This is a genomic window from Micromonospora halophytica, assembly GCF_900090245.1.
GTDB lineage: Bacteria > Actinomycetota > Actinomycetes > Mycobacteriales > Micromonosporaceae > Micromonospora > Micromonospora halophytica.
On sequence record NZ_FMDN01000023.1, the window covers coordinates 23,023 to 39,297 of the forward strand.

At 71.0% G+C, this 16,275-nt stretch carries 13 protein-coding genes and 3 pseudogenes; 6 read left to right on the plus strand and 10 right to left on the minus strand.

The features are described from left to right. Position 1 precedes the first annotated feature (1 nt). The 3 genes from GA0070560_RS23525 to GA0070560_RS23535 are packed head-to-tail and all read left to right on the plus strand — an operon-like array spanning position 2 to position 2,505. A complete protein-coding gene (locus GA0070560_RS23525; protein WP_091301657.1) occupies positions 2-442 on the plus strand; it encodes a DUF4188 domain-containing protein in 441 nt (146 codons plus the stop codon). Next, the gene (locus tag GA0070560_RS23530; protein ID WP_091301544.1) at positions 439-1,521 is read left to right on the plus strand and encodes a GNAT family N-acetyltransferase; all 1,083 of its coding nucleotides are present in this window, start codon (positions 439-441) and stop codon (positions 1,519-1,521) included. Before GA0070560_RS23525 ends, GA0070560_RS23530 begins: the two co-directional genes overlap by 4 nt. Continuing rightward, a complete protein-coding gene (locus GA0070560_RS23535) occupies positions 1,522-2,505 on the plus strand; it encodes a nitroreductase family protein (protein WP_091301546.1) in 984 nt (327 codons plus the stop codon). 95 nt (positions 2,506-2,600) lie between these two features. Here GA0070560_RS23535 and GA0070560_RS23540 read toward each other — a convergent pair whose 3' ends face one another. Further along, positions 2,601-5,468, minus strand: coding sequence for an AfsR/SARP family transcriptional regulator (locus GA0070560_RS23540; RefSeq protein ID WP_091301548.1), 2,868 nt, complete (start codon positions 5,466-5,468; stop codon positions 2,601-2,603). Positions 5,469-5,723: 255 nt separating this feature from the next. On the opposite strand from GA0070560_RS23540, the gene GA0070560_RS23545 reads away from it, so the two are divergent. Further along, positions 5,724-6,323, plus strand: coding sequence for a hypothetical protein (locus GA0070560_RS23545; protein ID WP_139131578.1), 600 nt, complete (start codon positions 5,724-5,726; stop codon positions 6,321-6,323). 153 nt (positions 6,324-6,476) lie between these two features. On the opposite strand, the gene GA0070560_RS23550 is transcribed toward GA0070560_RS23545, so the two are convergent. Next, entirely contained in the window at positions 6,477-6,911 is a 435-nt protein-coding gene (locus GA0070560_RS23550) for a hypothetical protein (protein ID WP_170839550.1), read from the minus strand. Between the two features lie 90 nt (positions 6,912-7,001). Between GA0070560_RS23550 and GA0070560_RS23555 the strand changes: the two genes are divergently transcribed. Then, the gene (locus GA0070560_RS23555) at positions 7,002-7,412 is read left to right on the plus strand and encodes a MerR family transcriptional regulator (RefSeq protein WP_091301552.1); all 411 of its coding nucleotides are present in this window, start codon (positions 7,002-7,004) and stop codon (positions 7,410-7,412) included. A gap of 97 nt (positions 7,413-7,509) precedes the next feature. After that, positions 7,510-7,887 carry a nuclear transport factor 2 family protein gene (locus GA0070560_RS23560; RefSeq protein ID WP_091301554.1) on the plus strand — a complete coding sequence of 126 codons (378 nt, stop codon included), beginning with the start codon at positions 7,510-7,512 and terminating at the stop codon, positions 7,885-7,887. Positions 7,888-7,914: 27 nt separating this feature from the next. Here the strand turns inward: GA0070560_RS23560 and GA0070560_RS23565 are convergent, their stop codons facing one another. From GA0070560_RS23565 to GA0070560_RS23595, 8 genes and pseudogenes are all read right to left on the minus strand, one after another. Continuing rightward, the gene (locus GA0070560_RS23565) at positions 7,915-8,442 is read right to left on the minus strand and encodes a dihydrofolate reductase family protein (protein WP_091301557.1); all 528 of its coding nucleotides are present in this window, start codon (positions 8,440-8,442) and stop codon (positions 7,915-7,917) included. A gap of 109 nt (positions 8,443-8,551) precedes the next feature. Then, positions 8,552-8,818: a tetratricopeptide repeat protein gene (locus GA0070560_RS29620; RefSeq protein WP_245675675.1), complete on the minus strand. Its 267-nt coding sequence runs from the start codon at positions 8,816-8,818 to the stop codon at positions 8,552-8,554. A 249-nt stretch (positions 8,819-9,067) separates the two neighbouring features. Further along, positions 9,068-9,157, minus strand: a pseudogene (locus GA0070560_RS30130) (hypothetical protein); the annotation flags it as partial. A 115-nt stretch (positions 9,158-9,272) separates the two neighbouring features. Continuing rightward, positions 9,273-11,705 (minus strand): annotated as a pseudogene (locus tag GA0070560_RS29625) (tetratricopeptide repeat protein); the annotation flags it as partial. A 20-nt stretch (positions 11,706-11,725) separates the two neighbouring features. Continuing rightward, positions 11,726-12,082, minus strand: a complete 357-nt coding sequence (locus GA0070560_RS29630; protein WP_170839552.1) for a hypothetical protein — start codon at positions 12,080-12,082, stop codon at positions 11,726-11,728. Positions 12,083-12,303: 221 nt separating this feature from the next. Beyond that, positions 12,304-13,172, minus strand: a pseudogene (locus GA0070560_RS23585) (DUF817 domain-containing protein); the annotation flags it as partial. 66 nt (positions 13,173-13,238) lie between these two features. Continuing rightward, the gene (gene pdxY, locus GA0070560_RS23590; RefSeq protein ID WP_091301561.1) at positions 13,239-14,090 is read right to left on the minus strand and encodes a pyridoxal kinase PdxY; all 852 of its coding nucleotides are present in this window, start codon (positions 14,088-14,090) and stop codon (positions 13,239-13,241) included. Between the two features lie 95 nt (positions 14,091-14,185). Next, the gene (locus tag GA0070560_RS23595) at positions 14,186-16,270 is read right to left on the minus strand and encodes an amylo-alpha-1,6-glucosidase (protein WP_091301665.1); all 2,085 of its coding nucleotides are present in this window, start codon (positions 16,268-16,270) and stop codon (positions 14,186-14,188) included. Positions 16,271-16,275 lie beyond the last annotated feature (5 nt).

A 16,275-nucleotide genomic window follows, 5' to 3' on the forward strand; every position in this document is an offset into this window, starting at 1 on the left:
GATGCGTACCCGTGATTTCTCCCAGGCCCCGGCGCAGGCCCGGGCCGGCGCCATGTTCGTCGGCGCGACCCGCTACCGCGGCCCACTGGCGATCCTGCGGCTTCTCCCGGCCTGGCTGCGGATGGTCCGCGACCTGCGCCGCATGCGCGGATACCGCTGGCACACGGTCTACTGGCAGTTCCCGTTCACCCTCGGCACGATCGCGTTCTTCGCCGACCGCGACGCCATGCTGCGGTTCGCGCGGTCCCGGCAGCACCGCAGGCTGATGGTCTGGGTCACCGACGGCAACCGCAATGCGACCGGCGGCTTCATCCGGCTCTACACCGCCGAACCCGACGGCTACTCCAACGGGGTGTGGCGGGCCGAGTCCCCCGACATGGCGCACATTCCGACCTTCACCCCGCTGGCCTCGGAGACCACCGGACCGGCGGTGCGGCGATGACCACCCACCGCTTCGAGCGGGTCGTCGACCGGCGCGGCCTGCGCGAATTCGTCGCGCTCACCGACCGGGTGTACGCCGGCGAGCCGCGCCACGTGCCCACCCCGCGCCAGCAGATCCGGCGGTGGTGGCGCGACGGCGTGCCGATGTACGTGCTGCGGGACGCCTCCGGTGCGGTGGTGGGCCGCAGCACGCTGCACACCGACGCCGCCTTCGACGCGAAACTCGGCCGCCGCTGCCAGTTGTTCGGGCTCACCGAGTTCACCGCGCCGGCGGCGCGGCCGCTGTTCGAGGCGCTCACCGCCCGCGCCGCCGACGACCGCCAGGCGCTCTTCGGTCCGGTGGCGTTGCTGCCCAACCAGGCCGGCGGAGTCATCACCTCCGGGTACGCCGACCGGGGCTTCATCGACAGCGCCTGGAACCCGCCGCGGTACGTGCCCGCCTACGAGTCGTACGGATTCCACCGGCGGTTCGAGTCGGACACCTGGATCTGCCCGGTCCCCGCCGACGGCGGCGAGGACTCCGTCGGGCGAACCGAGCCGGACGGTGCGGAACTACGGGTGCACCGGGGCGACGTCCGTCGGCTCGACGAGCAGCTCGACCTGTTGCGGGAGCTGCTGAACGCGTCGTTCGCCCAGCTCGGCTACTACACCGAGATCTCCGCCCGGCAGCTGCGCCGGCAGACCGACGGGCTGGCGTACCTGTTGGACGAGTCGTTGCTGCTCTACCTGACCAGGGCGGGACAGCCGGTGGCGTTCGTGTTGTGCGTCCCGGACATCAGCGAGTACGTGGTCGGTGTCCGGGGCGACCTGCACCCGGTCAACCAGCTGCGGCTGCTGGCGACCCGGCGTCGCTACCGGCGGGAGGCGGTGCTGATCGTCAAGGGTGTGTCGCCGCGGTACCAGGGGCGCGGATACCAGCGGCTGCTCTCGGCCGAGCTGCGTCGCAACCTGCACACCGGTGGCTACACCACGCTGCGCAGCACCTACGTCGGGCGGGACAACCCGGCCTCGGCCGCGCAGTACCGGGCGCTGGGCGGCCGACCGTTGCACGGGTACACCTTCTACGAGAAGGCGCTGTAGGTGGACGTCGACGCACTGCGCATCCTGGAGCCGCTGTGCTGGCGGGCGCCGAGCGCACACAACACCCAGCCCTGGCGGCTCGACTACCGGCCCGGGACTGTTCGGGTCGGGTGGGACCCGGCGGACACCCTGCCGGCTGCCGATCCCACCGGCCGGGACCTGAGACTGTCCCTCGGCGCGTTCGTCGAGACCTGTCTGATCGTCGCCGCCGACCTCGCAGTGCCGATGGAGTTCGTCGCGGACCACTGCGCCCAGGACCGCTGGGTCGGCTGGCTGCGCGCTGCCCGGCGCCGCTACGACAGTCCCTTCAGCGCGGCGCAGGTGCAGGCCCGGCGCACCCACCGGGGCCGATTCTCGGCCGGCCCGGACGCCCAGGTGATCGAGACCGTCGACGCCGTCGCCCGGCAGGCGGGCGGATCGGTCCGGGTCGTCCCGGACGCCGACCTGCTGGCGCGGCTGCTCAGAGTCGCGGACCAGCAACTGTACGCCGATCCGGCGGTGGTCGGCGAGCTGCGGTCGTGGCTGCGGCTCACCCCGGCGCACCCGGACTACCGGGCCGACGGGCTGACCGGACGGTGCCTCGGCCTGTCCCCGGTCGAGGCGACCGGACTGCGGGCGGCGTTGGCGGCGTACCCGGCGCTGCGCCGGCTGGGGTTGCCCCGGCTGCTCGCCGCAGCCGCCGGCAACCCGCTCGCGCTCGGCGGCGCGGCGATCGTCCTGGTCGGGCCGCCCGGGATGGACGACGCGGCGCAGATCGGGTTCGGCCGGGTGTTGATGCGGGTCTGGCTGACCCTGCACGCGGCCGGGCTGGCGGCGCATCCGCTGAGCCAGCTCATCGACGCGCCCGCCACCCGTACCGCGTTGGGCGCTCTGCTGGACGTGGCGCCGCAGCGTCTGCTCCACATCGCCCGCGTCGGCCGGCCGACGGGCCCGGCGGCGCGCTCGGCACGCCGGATCGGCGGGTTCGGATACAGCGGTCGCTGAAGAGCACGTAGGCCTCGACGTCGGGGCCGCAGGAGTTCGCGGCCACCACCAGAGATGTGAAGGGCCGACAGCACAACGTGCGGCCGGGGCGGCTGTCAGGACCGGTTCACCACGGTCGTCCTGCCGGAGTCGTCCGTCGGCCGGGTTGCCACCGCGAGCTGGTGAAGTTTGGTGCGGACCGCGGCGGCGTCCTGGTGCTGGAGCTCGTCGAGGATGGTCAGAGCGTGTCGCCAGGCGAGGCGGGCCCCGGGGACGTCCCCCGCGGCGTGGCGTGAGTCGCCGAGGTGGGTCAGCACGATGGTCTCGTCATAGCGGATACGCAGTTGTCGGATCAGGTCGAGTGCCCGCTGATAGCAGTCGGCTGCCTGATCGAACTCGCTGAGGTTGGTGTGGACGTAGCCGAGACTGTCCCAGGCCTGGGTGATTCCGCGCTGGTCGCCGGTCTCCTCGTGCAGGGTGAGTGACTGCCGACAGTAGGTGAGCGCCTGCTCATGCTCGCCGAGGTGGGTCAGGTACCAGCCGATGGCGTTGTGACCGTCCGCCTGCCCGGCCAGGTCGCCGATGGCCTCGTAGAGCGCGGTCGCCTCCCGTGCGTGAAGAAGTGCCTGCGCGTAGCGGCCCTCCCGGTCGTTGGCCCAGGCGAGGTTGAGCTGGGTGTGTGCCTGACTGGTCCGGTCGCCGGTCTGCTCGAACAGTGCCAGGGCGTGCTGGAAGTGGGTGAGGGCCTCGTCGTTGCCGGTCAGTTGCGCGTGGGCGCGGGCGAGCCCCCAGTGGGCGTGCGCCTGCCCGCGGCCGTCGGCCAGACGTCGGGCGGAGGCGAGCGCGACGCTCTGGACCGTGATCAGGTCGTGCCAGTAGCCGTGGATGTCGAGGAAGTCGAACAGGGTCCAGGCCAGCCGCCAACTGTGTCCGTCGAAGCCGCAGCGGGCGGCCTGCTCGATGGTGGCGGTCAGGATCGCCTTCTCCGCGGTGTACCAGGCGAGTGCGGGCCCGTAGCCGGCGAACGTCTCCGCAAGCACGTCCGGGTGGGGCGGGCCGGGGATGATCGTTTCCCGGTGCGGGTCCAGCCGGCGGGCGGCGGAGTCGGCGCTGTGCAGGTAGTGGTCGAACATCCGGTGCTGGGCGTGGTGGCGGTCCTCGGCGCTGTCGCGGATGCCGGCCAGTTCCCGCGCGTACGCGCGGAGCAGGTCGTGGAAGGTGTACCGGCCGGGCGCGTGTTCGGTGAGCAGGTGTGTCCGGGTCAGCTCGGTCAGCAGCTCCCGGATCTGCGCCGTGGGAAGTCCGGCCAGGCTGGCCACGGCGGGAACGGTGATGTCCGGTCCAGGGTGCAGACCCAGGAGTCGGAACAGCCGGGCTGCCCGAGGGGACAGGGTGCGGTAGGACCAGGAGAAGACGGCCCTCATGTCGGTGGCCGGGTCACCGGCGTGGAAGGGGCCGAGATCGGTGTCCGGGCCGTCCGCGGCCTGGCGGAGTTCGGCGGCCAGGGCAGCGAGTGGGAAGGCGGGCCGGGTGGCGGCGCGCGCGGCGACGATGGCCAGTGCCAGGGGCAGCCGCGCCGACTGGGCGATGATGTCGTCGACGGTGGCCGGCTCGGCGGCGACCCGGGCCGCGCCGATGCGCCGGGCCAGCAGGTCCCGCGCGTCCTGCGGGGGCAGCAGGTCCAGGACCAGCGGATGGGCGCCCTCGCTGGCGACCAGAGGGGTGAGCTGATTACGGCTGGTGATCAGCACCAGGCACCCGGGCGCGGCGGGCAGCAGGGGACGGACCTGTTCGGCGTCGCGCGCGTTGTCGAGGACGACGAGGGTCCGTTTGCCGGCCAGCACGCTGCGGTAGAGGGCGGATTGAGCGGCCAGCCCGGCGGGGATCTGCTGCGCCGGCACCCCGTACGCGTCCAGGAACCCGCGGATCGCGGCGGCCGGAGAGGTCAACGCTCCGTTGGCGTCGAATCCGTGAAGGTTGACGTACAGCTGCCCGTCGGGGAACCGCCCGGCTGTCTGGTGTGCCCAGTGCGTGGCGAAGGTGGTCTTACCGACGCCGGCGGTGCCGGACAGCACGACGACGACCGTGGTGGCGGACCCGGTTCGGTGTGCTGCCTGCGCGGCCCCGAGCAGTTCGTCGAGTTGGGCGAGCTCGCGACGGCGCCCGGTGAAGCCCCGTGCCGGCACCGGAAGCTGTGCCGGCACCGGACCTGCCGTCGGCGTGGAGGTGAGGCGCACCGGTGCCGCCGGCGGGTCGAGGGTGGCGTCCTGCCGGAGGATGGCGGCGGCGAGCTCGCGCAGCTCCCGGCTCGGATGGATGCCCAGCTCGTCGGCGAGTGTGGTGCGCAGCCGCTGGTAGGTGTTCAGGGCCTCCGCCTGGCGTCCGCTGCGGTACAGCGCCAGCATCAGCTTGTGGTGTATCTGCTCGTGGTACGGATGCCGGCCGGCCAGGCGCTCCAGGTCGGGTACGAGCGGTGCGTGCTCACCCAGTGCGAGGCGGGCGTCGACGAGTGCCTGGACGGCTTCCAGCTCGATGCGGGTCAGGCGTTCGGCCTGTTCGTTCATCCAGCTGAGGCTGCTGACATCCGCCAGTGGCCGACCCCGCCACAGTGCGAGAGCCGTGCGTAGCCGGGCGGCGTTGCCGGCCGGGTCCCCGGGGTCTCTGCTCTCGCGCACGAGGCGCTCGGCGACGTCGACATCGGTGCCCTCGCCGGGCAGGTCGAGGACGTAGCCGTGCAGGGAGGCCGTGATCGTCTCCCGGGCGCCGAGGTCGCCACGCAGGTAGGACACGTGGCGTTGCAGGGAGTTCGACGCTGTCGAGGGCGGCCTGCCGTCCCAGACGATCTCGATGAGCCGGTCGGCGTCGACGGGGTGACCGGCGTGCAGCGCCAGTGCGGCGAGCAGTGCCTTGCGTCGCAGGCCGCGCACCGGTCGGACGACGTCGCGCACGGTCACGTCGACCGGTCCAAGCAGCCGTACCTGCATCCAGCCACCCCCCTGACCTGGCCGCGGGAGCAGAGGCTACCGACATCGCCTGCGGGCAGGTGTCGAGAATCCGGGCCAGAACTGTCGGATTTCCGACGTTTCCGTCTGGGCCTGCGGGTTCGGACGAGTGACGGCGACCCCGGTCCGGCCGGGCGTGTGTGCGCGTCTCAGGTCGACATCAGCTTCACCTCAGGCCGTGCGGTGATGGTGGCCGCAGCGGCCGGGCGTCGCCCGGTCATGAGCAGAGGAGGCAACATGGTCGGTAGGCTGAGAGCAGGACTGGTGGCGCTCGGCGTGGTCGCTGCGGTGCTGTTGTCCGCGCCGGGCGTGGCGTTGGCTCAGGACGACAAGCCCACGCCACCGAACCCGGGCGACTGTGCCGTGGAGAACACCGACGACAAGGGCAACGTCACCATCACCTACGTGCCCGAGGGCAGCACGTTCGGGCTGTTCCACTGCCGCGACGGGGAGTGGCGCTTCGGGTGGTTTCCCTTCGACTCCGAGGCCGACGCCGTCGCCGACGTGATCAGTGTCGACGCCGCCGGCGTGGCCACGGTCGACGAGGCGGTGATCGACGGACGGGCGGGGGACCTGCGGACCGGGGAGGTCAAGTACATCCTCGAGGCGGCCGGCATGTCCGAGCCGGTGGCCCCGGACCAGGCCGCGGTCTCCGTGGACGGCAAGCCGCTCTACGTGACGGAGGACCTGACCGACGAGACGACCATCGCCGACCTCGCCGATAAGGCCGGCACCGAGACGCCCACGGTGGAGTTCACGAGCCGGAAGAGCTCGGTCACCATCACCTTCAGGTGCAAGCTGTGGCCGCCGTCGTGCACGATCACGATCCGGTGGTGACCCTCTCCGCGTGAGGGACGCCGGCTCGTCCCCGTCGCGTGGCCGGACGGATCGGCATCGGTGACGATCGGCCATGGCGTGTCCCGCTGGTGATGTCTCGCGGGAACGCCATGGCCGGTCGTTCGTCCCAGGCCGCGGCAGCGACCGGACCGGTCAGCTCGTCCGACGGGCCGGTCGCCGGAACCTCCACCAGGGCAGGAGTTGGACGAGGCCGAATGCCGCCTCGACGACGAGGAACAGCCACAGCATCCGGGTGGCGCCGTGCGCCAGCGCGTACGCCTGCCACATCGCGAACAGCGCACGCGCGATGCCATCGAACAGTCCGTGCACGGGCTGCGTATGGAGGATGCGCAACAACGCCCAGACGACCACGACCGATCCCATCAGGTTCGCGTACAGGGTCTGCATCGGATCAGGGGTGGGCAGGGCGCCCAGTCCGAGTGCGTCACCCAGGTGGGACAGCGCGTCGTGCAGCAGTACGTACGTCCACGGTGTCACGAAACCTGCCGTGACGACGAGGTCGTACCAGGCGCTCGCGCGGACGAGGCGCAGGTAGGCGGGGCGGGAGGGGAGGAGACGTGGAATCACGACGAGGGCTCCTGGTGTCCGACTGCGGGGCGCCTGACGGTAAACCTTGGAGTAAGCTCCAAGGTCAAGCCCACGAGCCTGCGGAGCGTCATGCGTATCGGGGATCTGGCCGCGCAAGCGGGCATGAGCACGGACACCATCCGGTTCTACGAGAAACTCGGCCTCGTCGAGGGCCGACGGCTACCCAACGGCTATCGCGACTTTCCACCCGAGGTGGTGGCGTGGCTGCACTACATCCGCACGGCGCAGACGCTCGGCTTCTCGCTGGCGGAGATCGCGGCCAACTGCGCGCGCCTGCGCGACGCGCCCGACACCGCGCAGGCGCTGTCGGCGCTGTTCAGGGAGAAGATCGACGTGATCGACGCCCGGATGGCCGAACTCGCCGCGCTGCGGGCCGACCTTGTCGCGCGCGTCGACACGGGCTGCCCGTTGCGGGTGGCGAGCCGAGACGGGAACAGTGAGGCACCCGTCGGGTCGTCCGCGTTCCCGGCGACGGGGTGAGGCGCACGCCGGTCAAGCCGGATGTGTCACCTGCCTCCGGCAACCGGCCTGCCACGCAGGGCCGCGCCTTGTCGGTGGGCCCTGCCACGATGCGCTCATGGAACCGACGAAGATCGTTCAGGAGTTCTGGGATCGTATGCAGGCCCGTGACTGGGTAGGGCTCGGCGAGTTGCTGGCGGACGACCTGGCGGTGGAATGGCCGGTCAGCGCTGAGCGGATCGTGGGTCGCGACAACTACGTGACGATCAATGCCGAGTATCCGGAGGGGTGGGCGATCAGAGTGCTCCGGATCGTGGCAGACGGCGAAACCGTGGTGTCCGAGGTGGAAGTCCCCCACGACACGATGGGGGTCCACCGAGTGGCCTCGTTCTGGACGGTGCGCGACGGGAAGATCGTCGACGGTCGGGAGTACTGGACGGCTCTGGGTTCGGACCCCTCGCCGCAGTGGCGGGCTGCCTACGTGCAGCGGTGGTGAGCAGGAGCCGCCGACCAGGTTGTGTACTCAGTAGATGACGCGGTACCAGTGCGCCGTCTCGTCGGCCACCGGTGCCAGCCGCACCCTGGTGCCGCCGGGGTGGTCGAAGATGCGCACCCCGTCGCCGAGCAGCACCGGGGCGAAGAAGATCAGGATCTCGTCGAGCAGTCCGGCCCGGATGCACTGCTGGGCGACGTTCGCGCCGAGGATGTTCACGTACCTGTCGCCGGCGGCTTCCTTGGCCTGGGCGACGGCGCTGTGCAGGTCGCTGACGAAGGTGACGCCCTTCGGTGGCTCGGCCGGTGGCCGGTGGGTGAGAACGAACGTCGGGCCGTGGTACCGGCCGCCGAACGCGCCCTCGCTGTCGGTGCCGCGGTTCGGGTCGTCGCCGCCGAAGGTGGCGTTGCCGGCCAGGATCGCGCCGACGGCGGCCAGCAGACGCTCCGCCGTCGGGTTGTCGCCCGTGAGGTGCTCGGTCAGCCAGGACATGTCGCCGCCCGGGCCGGCGAGGTAACCGTCGAGTGACGCCGTCGCCGAGTACAGCAGCTTGGCCATGGGCCTCCTTCAGCTGAGGATCAGTCTGGTAGACCGCCGACGAGCCGAAGAGTCATCGGCACGTCCGGGAGGGGAGGTGGGTCTGAAGAGTTCCACCTGCGGGCACGTCTCACCTCTCTGACGTGCTGCTGGGCGGCCCGTTCAGCGCAGCGCGCCACTCGGCGAGGTAGGTCCGGGTCACCTCGGTGTCGCGATGGTCAGGGCCGAGGAGGCGGACCTGGTCCTTCAGCACCTCGGTCAGGATGGTCACAGCGGTCGCGGGGGCGCCGGCCTTGCCGTGGAAGAAGCCCAGGTTGCGGCGGGAGGTGAGGACGCGGGGGTGATCAGGGCCGAGAACCCGTTCCAGGTCGCGCAGAAGGTCGGTGAAGGCGGTCACGGCGCCTGCGGCGTCCCCGGAGCGCCCCCGCCAGTGGGCGAGTTCCTTGCGCGCCTGCAGCGTGTCGAGGTGATCGGGACCGTTGACGGCGATGCGGTCGTCCACCAGGTCGGCCATGGTCTTCAACGCGGCGGCGATGTCGCCGCTGCGGGCCTGCCAGTGGCCGAGGTCCTTGCGTGTCTTCATGGTGTCGCGGTGCCGGGGCCCGAGCAGGTCTAGCTGGAGTCGCAGGAGTTCCTCGAGGACTGTGACCGCTGCCCGGCCGTCGCCCGCGCGTCCGAGCCAGTCGGCGAGGTTCCTCTGGGTGGACAGGGTGGTGCGATGTCTGGGTCCCAGCACGCGCTGCTGATCGGAGAGAACGTCGGCGTAGGCGTCCGCCGCGCCGCGCGCGTCCCGTGCCCGGCCGCGCCAGTAGGCCAGGCTCGCACGACTGGACAGCGTCGTCGGGTGATCGCGGGCCGAGGGTCCGCGTCCGGCTGTCCACCACGTCCGCGAGCGCGGCGGCCGCGCCTCGTGAGTCGCCGGCCTTACCCCGCCACGACGCCAGGTTGTTGCGTGCGGTGAGCGTGTCGGGGTGGTCCGGCCCGAACAGGACGACCAGGTCGGAGACGAGATCGGCAAGCTGCTCCGCCGCAGCCGAGGCGTCCCCGGACTTGCCGCGCCAGTGAGCCGCGGCGCTACGAGTGCCCAGGGTGTCCGGGTGGTCGGCACCGAGTACCGCTTCCTGGTTCGCGGCCAGGTCGGCGAGCGTGGCCGCGGCGCCTGCGGCGTCGCCGGAACGACCGGTCCACATCGCCTGGGTGCCTCGCACCGACAGGGTACGCGGATGGTCCGGGCCGAGCACGCGGGCGCTGACCGCCGCCAGCTCGGCAAGTGTGGACGCCGCAGCTCCGGCGTCGCCGACCATGCCCTGCCAGTGCGCCAACTCGATCCGGGCGATCAACGTGCGGGGGTCGTCCGGGCCCCACACGCGTGACCGGTCGGCGACGAGGCTGCGGAGGGTCGCGATCGCGCCGGCCGCGTCGCCTGCGCGGCCCTGCCATCGGGCGAGGTTGCCCCGAGTGGTCAGGATGTCGGGGCGGTCCGCGCCAAGCACACGGACCTGGTCGGCCAGCAACTCCTCCAGCGCGTCCCGGGCGCCGGCGGCATCACCTGCGAGCCCTTGCCAACGGGCCAGTTCGTGACGGGTGGCCAGGGTGTCGGGGTGGTCAGGGCCCTGCACCCGGACGCGGTCGGCCAGCAGGGCGCGGAACGCTTCGCGGGTCACACCGGCGTCTCGCAGGCCACGTCCCTGCCAGCGGATCAACTCGTGCCGGGCGGTGAAGGTGTCGGGGTGGTCCGGTCCCAGTGCCGCGGCGGCCCGCGCGGCCACTCGTTCGAAGTACGCGCGGGCGGAGTCGCTGAGTCGGGCCTCACCGAGCGCGCGGCCGGAGCTGAGCACCGCCGGGTGTACGCCGTCCACGTACAGCGCGCTCTCGCTGTGCTCGGCAAGCGCGTCGAGGTTGGCCCGCAGTACGTGGGCCAGGGGCAGGTCGAGACCCGGCTGCGGCCACGCGTGTGCCAGGGCGTCGGCCGTGGCTCGGGCGAGCCGGACGCGGTTCTGGGCGCCGACACCGTCGCGCACGGATCTCTGAAGGACCCGGTGGACGCGTAGGGTGTGCCGGACCGAGCCCGGCGAGTACTCCACCAGACTGAGCTGATGCAGGTTCAACAACGCGTCGGACAGGTCGTCGACCGGCAGGTCCGGACCGTCCAGGTACCGCAGAACGGGCTCGCTGGTCAGAACGGCAGCCGGGATCCCGTCCGGGCTGAGCATGGCGGCCACATCGAGCAAGGGTCGGGCGAGACCGGCCGGCTCCAGTTCGTCGGCGAGTTCGATCGACAGCGACCACGCCGCCGCGAGGGTGATCTTCTGGTCGTCGGGCAGGGCGCGTGGGCCGGGCAGCAGCCGGGTGAGGGTGCGTCCGTGGTCGGCGAGGCGCGCGCGGTAGGCCGTGCAGTCCAGTCGCTTGTTCACCATGTAGGGCACGGCCTGCGCCAGGGCGAGCGGCAGGTAGCCGAAGTCAGCCGCGAGCAGAGCGACCTGGTGGAGGTCGTCGGTGCGGCCGTAGTACGCGAGGCGTGACCGCAGATAGGACACCGCCTCGTCCGGGCTGTACACGCTGAGGTCGATGCGCTGGCGGCCGGGACCCAGCAGGGCTGCGTCCCGGTTGCGGGTGGTGAGCACCGTCTGGCCGAGCGGGGTGGACGGCGGCCACAACGCGGACAGGTCCGACGGGTGGGTGACGTCGTCCAGGACGATCAGCCACCGCTTGCCGTGGTCCTCGCTCAGCCAGCGGAGGAACCGGGTCGCGGCCTCCGCCAGGTCCATGCCCGGGGCTGCGTCGTCGATGTCGAGCCACGCGTTGGCGTACGCGGACTGGATCCACTCGGCGCGCCCGGCCGGCACCCAGACGAGCAGGTCGAGTTCGCCCGCATCCCAGCGCTGTCGGGCGTAGCGGGCAGCCAGTTGGGACTTGCCCACACCGCCCATGCCGGTGACGATCCGTACCCGGTCAGGAGCCGACCCGAGTTCGGTCAAGGCCGCACGGGCCTGGAAGAAGTCGGCCTCGCGGGGCAGGTCACCGACGCGGAGCGGCCAGGTGACCGGAGTGCGGGGACGTTGGTGGACCAGAGTCAGACTCTCGATGTGTGCGTAGCCGCTGACCGCCAGGCCGCCGTCGAGCGCGATGGCGGGTCCGGTGTCGGACACCTCCACCCGGGCCACGGGTGGCTGTGCCCGGCGGCCGAGGAACCCGGTCACCGCCCTGCCGCCGTCACGAGCCTCGGCGTCACCTGTCTCCGCGACATGCACCGTAGGCTCCGGCGTACCGTCCATGTGGGCCATACGTGGTGTCCGAAAGCCGTTCAGTCGCCGTAGTCGATGCCGGTCGTGGCGCTGCTGCCCTTGCCGACCGCAGTCGCCTTGCCCGTCCGGCTGGCCCGGCTTGAGCCCGTGCCCTTGCCGCCGGGCCTGCGTACGCCGGTGACGACACGGCCACCTGACCGGCCGGTGCCTTCGCCGGTCCGGGATGCCCGATCGTTCGGGCCGCCGGCGGTCCGCTGGAACAGCCCCCACAGCAGTGCCAGGACCCCGGCCCCGGCCTGGACCGATGCGCCCACCATCTGGCCCTTGTCGGGATTTCCCAACAGCCAGACCAGTGGCGTGGAGAGAATGACAGCCGTCGCGATGATGATGGTGGCGGTCTTCCATGCCTGGGACACGATATCCCTCCCATCTCTGTGGATGGTCGCTACCGGAAGTGCGGGGTGACTCGCCTTGGTGACAGCTGGTATCCAGGCTACGTCAATTCTGCGCAGGCCGGTTCGTTCCTCTGCGCGGCGGCTGTCCTGGCCGGGCGATTCGCGCCCGACACATCAGGAATCTGATATTTGATGTGGGTGGCCGGCCACTCCGATGTGTCCTGTTTCCGTCACTCGGCCAGATGACCGTCGGGCGGCTGGGGCGGCGAGATCCAGGTGACCATCACGACCGAGATGATCATGAGGAGGAACCACGACGCGAGCTTCTCCGGTGACACCGGGTGCCAACCGTCGAGCTGGCTCGGGTAGAGCCACGCGTTCGACCAGGTGGCGATGTTCTCGGCCAGCCAGATGAAGAAGGCGACCAGGAGGAAGGCCAGCAGGAGCGGCATGCGCCACCGGAACCGGAATATCCGGAAGTGCATGACGCAGCGTCCGAACACGAGCGCGACGACGGTGACGAGCAGCCACCGGGCGTCGAAGAGGTAGTGGTTGGTGAAGAAGTTGGCGTAGATCGCCGCGGCGACCACGGCTGTCGTCCAGCGCTTCGGGTAGCGCGCGAAACGCAGGTCGAACAACGGTTGACCCGCACCATGTAGGAGCCGACCGCGGCGTACATGAAGCCGCTGAACAGGGGCACCCCACCGAGCCGCAGCACGCCGTCGGAGGCGTACGACCACGAGCCGACGTGAGTCTTGAACACCTCCATCACCGTGCCGACGAGGTGGAACAGAATCACCACCCGCAGTTCGCGTAGTGTTTCCAGGCGTCCGGCGACCATGGCGATCTGGATGGCGACCGCGGCGAGAGTCAGCACGTCGTTGCGGGCGAGTGCCGCGTCTTGCGGGTACCAGAGATGCGCCGCGAGGATGACCGCCAGCATCGCGGCGCCGAACACGCACGCCCAGGCCTGTTTGAGCCCGAAGACCGCGAACTCGGTCAGCCAGCCGGCCGCTCCGCGCCGGGGCAGCCGTGCCAGGATCGCGCGGAAGCGGGCGTCGACCGCCCGTTCGGTCGTGGTCAGGGCGGCGGGTCCGGAGGGAGTACGCACCGCCTGGACGCTATCCTGCCGACGCAGGTCGACCTGGCCCGGCGTGGGTCCAGGGGCTGCGATGTCTCAGCGCAGCCGCCGGGCGGCGAACCGCGCCGGCGGGTCGGCGATCACGTCCTGGGCGGCGATCAGCTGGAGCTCCCGTGTGCCCGCCGCCAGGGTGGCCTCGAAGACCGCGAAGATCGAGGCGGTGGTGCGCTCCAGCGCCAAGGCAGGCGAGCCGGTCGTGAACAGGTGAGCCAGGTACAGCGCCGCGGTGACGTCGCCGCCACCGTTCGGGCTGATCGGCAGCAGGGGGGTGGTCACCACCCAGGCGCCCTGGTCGGAGACGGCCACCACCTCCAGCGACCCCTGCGGGACGTCACCGTGGAGCACACTGGTGACCAGAACGTGGCACGGCCCCGTGGCGCGGACGACGTCGACCGCCTCCAGCAGTTCCGCGAGCGACGTCGTCGTACGGCCGGCGAGGAAGTCCAGCTCGAACTGGTTGGGGGTGATGATGTCGGCTCGCGGGACGACCTCGTCGCGCAGGTACTCCGGGATGCCCGGTCGGACGAACATGCCCCGGCCGACGTCGCCCATCACCGGGTCGCAGCAGTAGACCGCGTCCGGGTTGGCCGCCTTCACCTTCTCCACCGCGTCGAGGATCACCGCACCCATCGCCGGGTCGCCCTGATAGCCCGAGAGCACGGCGTCGGCACTGCCGAGGACCCCACGCTCGGCGATGCCGGCGATCACCTCGGCGACGTCGGCCGGCGCCAGCAGCGGCCCGCGCCACGCGCCGTACCCGGTGTGGTTGGAGAAATGGACGGTCAGCACCGGCCAGACATCGTGGCCGAGGCGCTGGAGAGGGAACACGGCCGCCGAGTTGCCGACGTGGCCGTAGGCGACCGACGACTGGATGGACAGGATCTGCACCCCGTCATCATGACGGTTGCGCAGGCCAGTGCCTCCACCGGAAGCCGCGAATCGCCGGGGGACCGGCTCTTACGCCATGATCACTCGGTCGGCCGCTACTCCAGTGACGGGGAGGGGAAGGAGTCGGTGCCGTCGGTCGGTGGTCGGACGGGGCGATGGCGGGCGAAGGCGTCGACCTTTCCCCAGCGGCCGGGAATGTCGAGGAGCGCGATCCGCCCGAAGCCGGGCGGTAGGGCCGGACTGACGGCGAGGTGCCCTTCGTGCGGGTCCATCCCGAGCATGGTGCGGATGAGGAGCAGGGACGCCCCGCTGGACCAGGCCTGAGGGCTGCCGGCGGTGGGGTAGCGCACCGGGTACCGGGTCGTCTGGCGGTCGAACCCGCCGAAGGCTTCGGGGAGGCGGCCGTGGAAGTAGGTGGCGGCGTCGATGATGCCCTTGGCGATGCGTCCGGCTTCGGTGGCGAACCCGTATCGGCGCAGGCCCCAGGCGATGAACGAGTTGTCGAACGGCCAGACGGTGCCGTTGTGGTAGCCGAGTGGGTTGTAGCGGCTCTGGCCCTCGGCGAGGGTGCGTACTCCCCAACCGGAGAACAACGCGGGGCTCATCAGGTGCTCGACAACCCGTGGTGCCCGGTCCGGGGGCACGATGCCGCTCCACAGCAGGTGCCCGATGTTGGAGGACAGGGCGTCCACGGGTGTGCCGTCGTGGTCGAGGGCGAGGGCGTAGTAGCCGCGCTCGTCGAGCCAGAAGTCCCGGTTGAAGCGGTCCTTCAACGCCGCCGCCTCCTGTTCGAGGCGGTCGGCGCAGGCGGGGTCGTCCCAGAACGTACGCGCGAGGCGGGCCCCACGGGTCTTGGCGTCGTAGGCGTAGCCCTGCACCTCGCAGGTGGCCCGGGGGAAGCCCGGCAGTCTGCCGTCGGAATAGGAGATGCTGTCCCAGGAGTCCTTCCAGCACTGGTTCTCCAGGCCGGTGGCCTGGTTGCGTCGTTCGTACCAGACGTAGCCGGTGGAGGTGAGGTCCGCGTGCTGGTCGATCCAGTCCAGGGCCGCCCGGGCCTCCTGCTCGAGTTCTCTCACCAGCGCCGCGTCGCCGGTCCACCGTTCGTACTCGTCGAGCAGCACCACGAACAGCGGTGAGGCGTCCACGGTGCCGTAGTACGGCGAGTGGGGCTGTTCCTCGAAGGCGGCCGATTCGCCGTAGCGCAGCTCGTGCAGGATTCGGCCGGGATCCGCGTCCAGGATGTCGTCTCGGCGGACGCCCTGCAGCGCGCCGAGGATCCGCAGTGTCGGTGGGGTCAGCGACGGCGTGACATGCAGGGTCTGCAGGCAGGTCAGCAGGCTGTCGCGGCCGAACAGGGTCATGAACCAGGGCAGCCCGGCCGCCGGCACGGTCGCGCCGCCGAGGGACAGCGGTGCGAAGCGCAGCGCTGCCAGGTCCACGAGGCTGCGGTGGTACACCTGCTGCAACGCGGTGTTGTCGGTGTCCAACTGCGGGTCCGCCGCGATCCACGCGCGTACGGTGTCCGGCAGGGTCGACTCGTCCGGGCGCAGCTTGCGTACCGCGTCACGCCAGTCGCGGCCGTCCGGACGCGGCGCGCGCATGGTGGCCCGTAGTTGTGTGGACCAGTGCTGTCCGGGCGGCAGCCGAAGCTGGAACCGCATGCCGTGCGGATCGACGGTGGCCGGCTCGCTCGCCGTCACGGACACTTCCCGCTGGAATGTGCCGCGCCGGTAGCCCAACGTGAGTTCATTGGCCTCGATCTGGGTGTAGTGGCTGCCGGCCTTCTCGCGGATGTCGAACTTGATGTCGAAGATGTCGGCGAAGTCTGCGGCCACTTCCAGCCGTACGTCGAGGTCGGCGTCCCGCACGCCGTAGTTGAACACCGTCAGCGACTCGCTCAGCTCCGGGCCGATCCGGCGGCGGCGGATCGCCGAGACGTCAGCCTCCACGTAGTCGACCTGCCCACCTGGCACCAGGAAGAACGCCACCTCGTAGTACTGGCTGTCGTCCACCGACAGCGCGGTCATCCGTTCCCCGTTGATGGTGAGGACCCACCGGGACAGGTAGCGGGTGTCGGCGGTGAACAGACCCACCGGGGTGGCGGGCGCGGCGTCCACGTCACCGCTGGGATCCGACACGATGAACGTGTTGCCGTCGATGCACGACACGGTGCCCGGGATGTCCC

What these genes read in the sequence shown, in the direction of transcription:
- GA0070560_RS23530 (WP_091301544.1), top strand. Translation starts at nt 439, where the DNA reads ATGACCACCCACCGCTTCGAGCGGGTCGTCGACCGGCGCGGCCTGCGC.
- GA0070560_RS23545 (WP_139131578.1), top strand. Translation starts at nt 5,724, where the DNA reads ATGGTCGGTAGGCTGAGAGCAGGACTGGTGGCGCTCGGCGTGGTCGCT.
- GA0070560_RS23560 (WP_091301554.1), top strand. Translation starts at nt 7,510, where the DNA reads ATGGAACCGACGAAGATCGTTCAGGAGTTCTGGGATCGTATGCAGGCC.
- GA0070560_RS23565 (WP_091301557.1), bottom strand. Translation starts at nt 8,442, where the DNA reads ATGGCCAAGCTGCTGTACTCGGCGACGGCGTCACTCGACGGTTACCTC.
- GA0070560_RS23555 (WP_091301552.1), top strand. Translation starts at nt 7,002, where the DNA reads ATGCGTATCGGGGATCTGGCCGCGCAAGCGGGCATGAGCACGGACACC.
- GA0070560_RS23525 (WP_091301657.1), top strand. Translation starts at nt 2, where the DNA reads ATGCGTACCCGTGATTTCTCCCAGGCCCCGGCGCAGGCCCGGGCCGGC.
- GA0070560_RS23540 (WP_091301548.1), bottom strand. Translation starts at nt 5,468, where the DNA reads ATGCAGGTACGGCTGCTTGGACCGGTCGACGTGACCGTGCGCGACGTC.